Here is a 9783-nt window from a genome sequence, read left to right as displayed (position 1 = left end):
GCTAATGTTAATTGATTGCGCTGTAACAATTTTGACGTTGCCGCCACCGGTCCTAAACCAAAATTAACGGGTTCAATTCCCACCGATACACCATCCATTACTTCAAATAAAGGGGTTAAATGCTTTTGCTTACAAAAAGCAGCGCTGGCTAAGATTAAAAAAGCAGCGCCATCATTTAAAGGACTGCTATTCCCCGCGGTTAACTGACCATCTGGTTTAAACGCAGCGGGTAATGTGCTTAATTTAGCCATTGTTGTCTGTGGTCGAGGGCTTTCATCTTGTGTCATAGCTTCATAAGGTATCAGTTCGTCTTCAAAAACGCCCTGAGTTAACGCGGTCTGATAATGTTGTTGACTGCGATAAGCATATTGATCCTGTTGCAATCGACTAATTTGTTGCCGTTGTGCCAACTGCTCACAAGCAATCCCCATCTCCGGGTCGCCATAAGGGGCAACGCTCAACGGGGCTCTTGCCAAAATTTCAGGGTTTTGTCCATAAAGTTTTTTGGGCCGCCGTATCAGCCAAGGTGCCCGGCTAGTGCTCTCTACACCCCCACTAACAATACAATCGGCAAAGCCACTTTTAATTTTTGCAGTTGCGGTTAAAATACTTTCTAACCCTGAAGCACACTGACGATCAATGGTAAATGCCGGTACAGTTACTGGCAAAGCGGATGCTAGCGCAATGCGCCGACCTACATTACCGCCACCACCAATTACGTTGCCGACGATCACTTCATCAATTGCTGCGCCTGAAAAATGATTTTGTTTTAATAGTTTTTTTAATAAATAGGCCCCCAGCTGCTCTGGTTCAACGGCTGCTAATTGACCGCCGTACTTGCCAATAAGTAATCTAGCGCCTGCCACAATATAGACTTGATTCATTTTTTAGTCACCGCCTGAGGTTTTATTTTCTTGCCACTGGTGCTATAGGTCATTTTGTCTAACGTCAACAACGTATCGATTTGATAACGCCGATAGCTGTGTTGCTTTAAAAAAGTATTTAGTGCTTGTTTAGATAATGGATCGTCTTGCCAAACAACTGCAGCGACAACCCGTTGCCCTAGTTGCGCATCTGTCAAACCATAGACTAAACTGTCTTTGACTTGCGGTAGTTCTAGTAATAGAGTCTCAACAAACTTAGGAAAAATCTTTTCGCCTTTACGATTAATACGATCATCTTGACGCCCATCATAATAAAGCTGCCCTTGTTGATAACGACCGACATCCCCAGTTTGCAGCCAAGTTGCCGCTGGCTGAAATTGGCCATTTTTTAAATAACCTTGAAAATTCATCGGACTTTTTACGAGTAACGCATTGTCCGCCGTTACTTGCAACTGTACTTTAGGAAATAATCGACCCACACTCTGAGCCGGTGGCTGTTTTTGTGTATTATAGGCAATAAAACTCGTTTCCGATGCACCATAAAATGTAAATAACTTAGCCTTAGGACAGCGTTTTTCAAAATACTGCCGCTGGGTTGCCGTGATGGTTTCACCGCTTAAAATAATTTCAAATTTTGTAGGTTTTGGTGTTTTTAGATGTTGTAGGCTTGCCATAAAAACAGTAGGTACTGAAAAAATCTGACTTTGTTCTAAAATGGTTGCTGTCCATAAAGGATCATTTAGATCTCTCATATTTAACAAAAAAGTTTTACCTTGAAATAAAGTTTGTAATAAAACATAAAGCCCCAAGGAATAATGTAGTGGTGTAAAGCAAGTCACATACGGTTTAGGCGCAAATTCTGGGATACTTGCAAAGTTTTCAAAACTCGCTTGCCAACTGGCTCGATTTCGGACAAAGCCTTTTGGATCACCGGTTGTTCCTGAAGTAAAACCAATAAACAACGTCTCCTTTGGCCAAAGCTGTTTCAGTTGAGGTGTCTTAAAATGTTGGATTGCTGTTGACCACAAGACGGCACTGGCGAATTGTGACTTTAATTGACGGGCATGAATTGCTGCATCTTTGGCAGGTAAAGGTACAAAAATTTTTTGTGCCAATAAGCAAGCCACTACTTTAACCACAGTAACCGGTGTTGGCGTCATTGGTATAAAGATGATCGGTTCTGTAAACTGATCCAATTGCGACTTTGATGCCAATGCCACTTGTTGTAAGGCGGCATAAGTTATTTTTTGATTTTCAAACATTAAGGCAATCTGATCCCCTGGAATCCGATCAAATGGTATCATCCCCGATTACCAGCAACCGTGAACTTTCGTAACCGTTGATGAATAATGGTAGCTAATACAACTTTTACAGTATCCATTGGTAAAAATACGGCTACCATCTTTAAGCCTGCTGCCCAAGAAACATGGCTGTAGTAAGCCATAGATAAGCTGCCCATAAAATCAATGACTAGAGCACCGCCAATGAAGTAAGCTAAAAAAATTTTCCAAAAGTGGTCATCCCCTAAATATTGCAAAAATAAGTTGATGAGCAAGGGACAAAGTAAATAACCCACTAAAAATCCACTGCTCAAACTCAAGAAAACTGCCGCGCCACCCCGGCCGCCGGCAAGTAATGGGAGCCCGACGAATACAAGCAGTAGAAATAAGCCATTGGTTAAAGTACCGTATTTTTTTCCTAAAAAACCACCACATAACATGATCATCATATTTTGTAAAACAATCGGTACACCGATAACGGGTAAGGGGATGCTGACAATACCGGATACAATCATTAATGCAATGAATAAGGCCATTTTTGTGACTGTCGCTGCCGCTAATTTCGAATTTGTTTTTATACCTGTGTTCATAATATTTTCTCCCTTAGTTAACTAAAATATTTTTATAAGTTAACAACTAAATTAGCATAACTTTTACGGATATGCAATGATCACAATTAATAAACATCTAAAAAACATTATTCATAAACTTTGTCATCGACTTAAGTTAACCTTTGGACAGCGATTATAGTTAACTTGATTACCACTTCTAGATCATCCATCTTTTATTGCACATATGTGACTTTACGAAAAAAATTGCAACAATATAACCTGTTTAAAGAACGCTATCATCACATCTATGAGAAAATCAAAATTTTTAGCATTATAGAAATATAGTTATATCTAACTGATTCAGTTATTGTATAGATAGACTTAAATAATATTGAGGAGTGATTAGTTATGACCCGTATTTTTGGCAGTCCATCCACATATGTTCAAGGTGCTGGTAGCTTATTTCAAAGTGCCAGCTACATTCAATCATTAGGCAACCATGCTTTATTGCTTGCCGATCAAATTGTTTTTGACTTAGTCGGGAAACAATACTGCGACTATCTCACAAAAGAAGGTCTAACGGTTCAGCCTGTTATATTCAACGGTGAAGCTTCTGATAATGAAATCGTCCGTGTTGGTGCCCTTGGAAAGCAAGCTCAAACACAGGTCATTATTGGTTTAGGGGGTGGGAAAACCCTTGACTCTGCCAAGGCAATTGCGGATGATCTCAAAATAGCCGTCGCCATTTTACCAACGTTGGCTTCAACTGACGCCCCTTGCTCGCGTTTATCCGTGTTATACACTGATGATGGTGCCTTTGCTAAGTACCGTTTTTATGATCAAAACCCTAATTTAGTATTGGTTGATACTAAGGTCGTTGCCGATGCACCAGCCCGCTTATTTGCATCCGGGATTGCAGATGCCCTTGCGACAAACATTGAAGCTCAAGCCGTTGCCAAAGGGAGTAACGACACGATGTTAGGTGCCAAACAAACTGCTGTCGGCATTGCAATTGCTGAAGAATGTGAAGCGACCCTATTTGAATATGGTATTGAAGCTTACGCCTCCGTTCAAAATCATGTGGCTTCTAAAGCTGTAGAAAATGTCGTTGAAGCCAATACGTTGATGAGTGGCCTAGGCTTTGAAAGCGGTGGTTTAGCCGCAGCCCACGCTATTCACAATGGTTTAACTGCTTTGACTGGAGATATTCATCACATGACCCACGGTGAAAAAGTGGCTTTTGGCACATTAACCCAACTCTTCCTTGAAGGTGCTGATCAGGCACGTTTTGAAAAATATTTGAAATTTGACCTCGAACTTGGTCTACCTACAACTTTTGCTGATTTGCACATTGACGGCATCAGTGATGCGGATTTGTTAAAAGTAGGTACCTTAGCAACTGCCAGTGAAGACACAATGCAACAAATGCCATTCGAAGTAACGCCCGAAGATGTGGTCCAAGCGATGAAAGGCGTAGATACTTACAGTCGCTATTATCAACGTAAACACTAATCTTAATGCAATATAAAACCCCTGAGCCTTATTAACTCAGGGGTTTTATTTGGTATTTAAATCCTAATTTGTAATTACAGCGTCGTGTTCAGCAAATAATGAACGCTCACCTTCAAAAATTTTATGAATGATTGGCTGGATGTCAGTGTAAACGTCGTAATAGAATTTGGGTGCCATCCCCGGCTCGTAAAATAAAAGTCACCAAATTCACAAAAAATTGGATCATCCGTTTCATCAGCCTAATACTTCTATAGAATGCTATACTATAGGAAATTAGCATAGGAGGTCTTCTTGATGGAATTACGTGTTTTACGCTACTTTATGACCGTTGTTAACGAACGCAATATTTCACGAGCAGCAGAAAAGCTGCATATTTCACAACCGACCATTTCAAGGCAGCTTAAAGATTTAGAATCAGAGCTTGGTGTCACCTTATTCGAACGTGGCAGTCGTTCAATTGAACTGACACCAGCTGGTGATTATTTCGCCAATCAAGCCCGACAGATTCTGACCTTAGCTGACAAAACAATGGTCAATGTTCAAAAAACAGCTGAAATCAATGGCCAGATTATGATCGGTAGTGCTGAGGCGCCAATGATGATTACTATCGCTAAAGCCATTCAGCAGTTGGCTCAAACAGCACCTAAAGTGATGGTAAATATTTACAGTACTGATGCCGATGATGTCTATCAACGTATGCAAACTGGTATCTTTGATTTTGGCGTTGTCATGGAGCCCTTAGACAAAACCGATTATCACTTTCTTAATTTACCTGGTACAACCGCCTGGGGTGTTTTAGTACGCCGAGACTCACGCTTTGCACAGCAGCCCATGGTTACAGCTAAGGACTTGCTCAATGAGCGGTTAATTACCCCACAGCAACAAAGTAATTTTAATATCTTTGCCGATTGGTTTGGCCGCAGTGATATTCAGTTAAATATTGCCGCAACTTATAATTTGCTTTATAATGCTTCAATTCTAGCGTCTGCCGGTGTTGGTACTGTCTTATGCCTAGATGGCATTGTTAATACCGCCAATAGCAATCTAATTTTTGTCCCGTTAGCACCAAGACTAGAAGCTCGTTCAAGTTTAATTTGGCCTAAAGCTGCTCAATTGTCGGCACCTGCTAGTACTTTTCTTGATGCCATTCGTAGCTTGCTACCAAACGACAACTAAAATTATTGTACAAATTTAATCTTGTGCAGCCGATAAGCCTCTTGGCAAGTAGCCACGTCAAGAATAAGGGGATTGCCAGTATCTAAAGCATCTATTCGATTCAGATCCTCAGTACTTAAATTAAAATCATCAACGGCAAAATTCTGCTGAATCCGTGCCAAATGCGTTGACTTCGGAATGGCAACCACGTCACTTTGCCGAAGCCAGCGAAGCGTCACTTGGGCCGGTGTTTTACCATACTGATCGCCAATCGCCTTCAAAACCGGCTGTGTAAATAAATTATTTTTGCCTTCAGCAAACGGCGCCCAAGCCATTGGCATAATCCGATATTTTGCCATTAATTTACGCAAAGCTTTTCGTTGTGAGAAGGGATGCAGTTCAATTTGATTCACAGCCGGTATAATATCAAAGGATTGAATCAAATCCACCAATCGATCCGGTAAGAAATTGCAGACACCAATTGCCCGAATTTTTCCAGCTTTATAAAGTTCCTGCATCGCCCGCCAGCTACCAAAATAATCACCATAGGGCATGTGGACTAAATAAAGATCCAAATAATCCGTTTGTAAATTAGCCAGTGTTTTATTAAAAGAAGCCATCGTCTGCGCATAACCGGTATCTTGAATCCAGACTTTAGACGAAATAAAAATATCCTGTCGGGATACACCGCTCTTGATAATCGCCTTGCCCACAGCACGTTCATTGCCATAGCATGCTGCGGTATCAATTAACCGATACCCCGTACGTAATGCATCTAAAACACCTTGTTCGCATTGTGCCAGATCGTCTATCTGAAATACCCCGTAGCCAAGCTGTGGCATTGTGCGTCCATTATTTAATTGAACTTGTTTCATTGTTATTTGGCCTCCTCGTTAATTCATATAATTAGCATAGGTTGCTTTTTTTATATTGTCTAATACTTATATTGATAATACTTATATACTTTTTAGTTATAGTTTATTTATTGTCATTTTTATAGCATTACCACGACTTAAATGTTCAGCCTACAGGATTTATATTTATTCTATTCTTTATCAATTGTTCGTTTTGTCGGCAAATAAAAAACACCCTTCCAAAAAATGAAAAAGTGTCTTGAACTTACGCTCTGGCTTAAAAAAGCGTTGGTACCATACCACCATCCATCCGCAGCGCTTCTCCTGAAAAGCCGCCGGCAATCGGACTAGCCACATAGGCTACAAAGGCGCCGATTTCTTCTGGACGAATCAAACGTTGAATTTGTGATAGTGGCCGATGATGCTTCATGAAATCTTGCTCTTTTTGAGCTTGGGTCATGTCGGTGTCCTTATACATGTCGTCTAGCATTTTTTGTACACCTTCTGTCAAGGTGGATCCAGGCATCACGGTGTTTACCGTAACATTTGTGGCTACCGTCAGCTTGGAAAGACTTTTAGCTAAGGACAGGTTCATAGTTTTTGTCATACTGTATTGCGGCATTTCCCCAGAAGGCATAACGGCTTCTTCGCTGGCGATAAAGATGATTCGACCAAAATCTTGTGCCAGCATCCCGGGCAAATAATGCCGCGCTAAGCGATTCCCCACCATTACATTAGTTTCGATAAATCGTTGCCAGTCCGCATCAGTAATTTCAAAATAATCCATGGGTTTGAAGATGCCCATGTTATTGACTAGAATGTCCACTTCCGGAAATTCTGCCACCATTTGTTTTAAGTCTTTTTCTGTCGTTAAATCATAGGCTGCCCCTTGGATGGTCACTTCGGGAAACAAGTTTTGTAACGTGTCGACAACTTCCGTGACTACGGCTTCATTACGCCCATTAATAATCACGTTTGTCCCTTCTGCGGCTAGAGAAGTCGCAATGGCCTTGCCAATTCCCTTTGTAGAACCTGTAATTAATGCTGTTTTATTTTTCAGTTTTAAATCCATCGAAATCTACCTCCCAATTTTTCTATAACAATCAAGATTAATTCGGTTAAATGCTGTTCTTTATAACTACTGCTACGCTTTGATTCTAAGCATCGCTATTCAATTGTTGGGGAAAGGTGTCGCTAATGTTGTATAAAGTTTAACATACATTTTTTTGATAACAACCCCTTCGTTTTTTTCATAATAATATGCCCTCTTTTCGTTCTTTTAACAAATTAATGTGTTATTAGGATGGAATTAAATGTAAATCTGCTATCTCCATTTTTGGGTAGTACGTAAAATTAATAGTTTCTTTTTTTGATCATATTGATCATCACACAAATCGCTATTCCTATAAATAGTCCCATAATGAAGAGCTGATATAATAAAATTAGTCCTGAAAAGTCATTATCATCAATTAAAGTATAGTAACCAGGCAGCAATTTACGAATGCCCTCAATACTAGAAACAAATTTCAAGAAAACATAGACAGATAAAGATAAAAGAACTGCCCTAAAAGTTCCGAAGTTTACTGACACTACCATCGCTATAGAAATAAACAGAATAAGAAATAGTACGCCACAAATACTTACAAGGAGCAAGCGGCTATGGTAACTTTCAATATTCCAACTGATTCCCAATCCATTTTTTGATCTCGCTACAAAAACAATATAGTATAGACTGGAAAGAGCCATATTAAGGATATAAAATGACAGTAATACCTCTACAATCGAAATAAGTTTCCCTAAAACTAATGATTTTATTGATTTGACTCGTGTGATTTCTAACATGAATTGCCCATCATAAATTTCTCCACCTAGAGTCCCTGCAGCCAAGAAAGTAAATAAGACAAGTGGAATTCCGAGCATCATTAATAAGGCCCACATACTTGCAGAAAAAGAGATAAGATCCAATTTACCATTTATATCTATGAAACTCCAATTGAAATAAATTCCCAAAGAATAGACTAAAGAAAAATTACTGAGTAAAAAAATGCCAATAAAAATTTTTCTTTTCCACAGTTTAAATAGTTCTACGTTGATAACATCCCTCATTTAGAATCACCTCTAAATAAATCTACCAAATTATCATTCGTTACCTGAATATCAGTAATCTCCCCCTGATTTTGATAGATAATCTTTAAAACCTTATTAATCAGTTCATTCTTTGCCTCAAATAAAACATCGTTATGCTCTATATCAGCAATTGATTGCAACTGATTAAGTAATAGCTTATCTGGATTATTCAACTTAATAACGTATTTCTTACTAGAGTTTTTCGTCACTTCCTTAACTTTCTGATTAGTAATATATAAATACCTATCACTAATCTGCTCAACTTCATTTAATTGATGTGACGATATCAATATCGTAATATCCAAGTCCTTTCTCAAATTCGAGATGAAGCCAAGTAAGTGCTCAATTCCCACTGGATCTAAACCCACAAACGGTTCATCTAATATTAGGAAATCTGGCGTCCCCATTAAAGCCATTGCTAATCCAAGTCGCTGTTTCATCCCAAATGAATAACCCTTCACTCTCTTCTTAGAATTTGGTAAGTCAACCAAATCCAATAGTCCATTAATTTCTTCTGCAATTTCAGTCTTAGTTTTTCCTTGCCAATGATTCGCATATTTTCCGACAGTATACAAGTTGTCATACCCACTCAAATATTCAAATAATTTACAATCTAACAGATAACCAAATTCCCTTCTACTTTTAAAGGACTTCAAATAATTCGAGTTTCCCTTATGCTTAATTTCGCCAGCTTCAAAAGAGGTTAGGCCAAGTATCACCTTCATTAAAGTAGTCTTACCTGATCCATTTACTCCAAGTAATCCAACTATTTCCCCTTTCGTTATCTCAAATGAAACATTATCTAAGACTGTTTTAGTGTCATATTTCTTTACTAATTGATTGACAGAAAGTAATAGTTCCATAAAATCCCTTCCTTTTTATAAAATGCCAACCCTTGTTGATCAATTCCTGCAACAACGCCAATATCAAAATTGAAAAGCATATCAATATCTTTTACCTTTGCATGAGCTACATCTGGATTAATATACATTTCTATCCTCTTTTCATTTTTTTGACTATAATTCTAAAAAGCTCAATGATTACAAACGTTAATAAAAATATCATTAATATGGTCGAAAAATTATTGCTGAAATTTACATCTGCAATTGTTAAATTTCCTGATTTCCCAGCAAGTTCTTCTGTGTTTGCTTTAATTTGATTGACAACTTTCTCTGATACTATTAAACCAACAGAGAAGAACAATGCGAATGAATATCCAATTGATAAAACAACGTCCATAGCGATACACCTTTTGATACTTCCAATACCAGGTACAATAAACACAACAGACAATGAATAAAGAACTATCGGGATAAGAACAATTAAGAAAAACACTGATAATATGTCAATGGCGATGTAAAAATGTAGGTTTATGGCGGTTAGAAAATGTAGGTTTTAGGCGGTCAATCGGCACCCTTCA

Annotated in this window: 11 protein-coding genes; 2 read left to right on the top strand and 9 right to left on the bottom strand. The window is 38.7% G+C overall.

The window, feature by feature from the left end; all coding sequences use genetic code 11:
* The 3 genes from EKM93_RS13215 to EKM93_RS13205 form a co-directional block, all read right to left on the bottom strand.
* Positions 1-884: thiolase family protein (locus tag EKM93_RS13215; RefSeq protein WP_164507100.1), on the bottom strand; the 884-nt coding region annotated here is incomplete at its 3' end.
* Positions 881-2188: an AMP-binding protein gene (locus EKM93_RS13210; RefSeq protein ID WP_125715993.1), complete on the bottom strand. Its 1308-nt coding sequence runs from the start codon at positions 2186-2188 to the stop codon at positions 881-883. The genes EKM93_RS13210 and EKM93_RS13215, both read right to left, overlap by 4 nt.
* Positions 2185-2754 carry a biotin transporter BioY gene (locus EKM93_RS13205; protein ID WP_125715992.1) on the bottom strand — a complete coding sequence of 190 codons (570 nt, stop codon included), beginning with the start codon at positions 2752-2754 and terminating at the stop codon, positions 2185-2187. The genes EKM93_RS13210 and EKM93_RS13205 overlap by 4 nt, the downstream gene beginning before the upstream one ends.
* Before the next feature lie 369 nt (positions 2755-3123).
* On the opposite strand from EKM93_RS13205, the gene EKM93_RS13200 reads away from it, so the two are divergent.
* Both EKM93_RS13200 and EKM93_RS13195 read left to right on the top strand, forming a co-directional pair.
* Entirely contained in the window at positions 3124-4227 is a 1104-nt protein-coding gene (locus EKM93_RS13200) for a glycerol dehydrogenase (RefSeq protein ID WP_125715991.1), read from the top strand.
* Between the two features lie 294 nt (positions 4228-4521).
* Entirely contained in the window at positions 4522-5403 is an 882-nt protein-coding gene (locus tag EKM93_RS13195) for a LysR family transcriptional regulator (RefSeq protein WP_125715990.1), read from the top strand.
* A gap of 2 nt (positions 5404-5405) precedes the next feature.
* Here the strand turns inward: EKM93_RS13195 and EKM93_RS13190 are convergent, their stop codons facing one another.
* The 6 genes from EKM93_RS13190 to EKM93_RS13170 all read right to left on the bottom strand — a co-directional run bounded on the left by EKM93_RS13190 (position 5406) and on the right by EKM93_RS13170 (position 9602).
* Positions 5406-6257 carry an aldo/keto reductase gene (locus EKM93_RS13190; protein ID WP_125715989.1) on the bottom strand — a complete coding sequence of 284 codons (852 nt, stop codon included), beginning with the start codon at positions 6255-6257 and terminating at the stop codon, positions 5406-5408.
* Between the two features lie 256 nt (positions 6258-6513).
* The gene (locus EKM93_RS13185) at positions 6514-7308 is read right to left on the bottom strand and encodes an SDR family NAD(P)-dependent oxidoreductase (RefSeq protein WP_125715988.1); all 795 of its coding nucleotides are present in this window, start codon (positions 7306-7308) and stop codon (positions 6514-6516) included.
* A 281-nt stretch (positions 7309-7589) separates the two neighbouring features.
* Positions 7590-8342 (bottom strand): ABC transporter permease, encoded by a 753-nt coding sequence (locus EKM93_RS13180; RefSeq protein ID WP_125715987.1) that lies wholly within the window; start codon positions 8340-8342, stop codon positions 7590-7592.
* Entirely contained in the window at positions 8339-9226 is an 888-nt protein-coding gene (locus EKM93_RS13175) for an ABC transporter ATP-binding protein (RefSeq protein WP_125715986.1), read from the bottom strand. The genes EKM93_RS13180 and EKM93_RS13175 overlap by 4 nt, the downstream gene beginning before the upstream one ends.
* Entirely contained in the window at positions 9196-9354 is a 159-nt protein-coding gene (locus EKM93_RS13535; RefSeq protein ID WP_164507099.1) for a hypothetical protein, read from the bottom strand. Before EKM93_RS13535 ends, EKM93_RS13175 begins: the two co-directional genes overlap by 31 nt.
* 2 nt (positions 9355-9356) lie before the next feature.
* Positions 9357-9602: a hypothetical protein gene (locus EKM93_RS13170; RefSeq protein WP_125715985.1), complete on the bottom strand. Its 246-nt coding sequence runs from the start codon at positions 9600-9602 to the stop codon at positions 9357-9359.
* Between the last annotated feature and the right edge of the window lie 181 nt (positions 9603-9783).

This window comes from Agrilactobacillus yilanensis (assembly GCF_003946725.1).
GTDB classification, from domain to species: domain Bacteria; phylum Bacillota; class Bacilli; order Lactobacillales; family Lactobacillaceae; genus Agrilactobacillus; species Agrilactobacillus yilanensis.
This window is presented reverse-complemented; position numbering and strand designations above follow the sequence as displayed.

Excerpts from the sequence above, each read along its gene's own strand:
- EKM93_RS13200 (WP_125715991.1), top strand. The coding sequence starts at position 3,124 with ATGACCCGTATTTTTGGCAGTCCATCCACATATGTTCAAGGTGCTGGT.
- EKM93_RS13185 (WP_125715988.1), bottom strand. The coding sequence starts at position 7,308 with ATGGATTTAAAACTGAAAAATAAAACAGCATTAATTACAGGTTCTACA.
- EKM93_RS13175 (WP_125715986.1), bottom strand. The coding sequence starts at position 9,226 with ATGGAACTATTACTTTCTGTCAATCAATTAGTAAAGAAATATGACACT.
- EKM93_RS13180 (WP_125715987.1), bottom strand. The coding sequence starts at position 8,342 with ATGAGGGATGTTATCAACGTAGAACTATTTAAACTGTGGAAAAGAAAA.
- EKM93_RS13205 (WP_125715992.1), bottom strand. The coding sequence starts at position 2,754 with ATGAACACAGGTATAAAAACAAATTCGAAATTAGCGGCAGCGACAGTC.
- EKM93_RS13195 (WP_125715990.1), top strand. The coding sequence starts at position 4,522 with ATGGAATTACGTGTTTTACGCTACTTTATGACCGTTGTTAACGAACGC.
- EKM93_RS13190 (WP_125715989.1), bottom strand. The coding sequence starts at position 6,257 with ATGAAACAAGTTCAATTAAATAATGGACGCACAATGCCACAGCTTGGC.
- EKM93_RS13170 (WP_125715985.1), bottom strand. The coding sequence starts at position 9,602 with ATGGACGTTGTTTTATCAATTGGATATTCATTCGCATTGTTCTTCTCT.
- EKM93_RS13535 (WP_164507099.1), bottom strand. The coding sequence starts at position 9,354 with ATGTATATTAATCCAGATGTAGCTCATGCAAAGGTAAAAGATATTGAT.
- EKM93_RS13210 (WP_125715993.1), bottom strand. The coding sequence starts at position 2,188 with ATGATACCATTTGATCGGATTCCAGGGGATCAGATTGCCTTAATGTTT.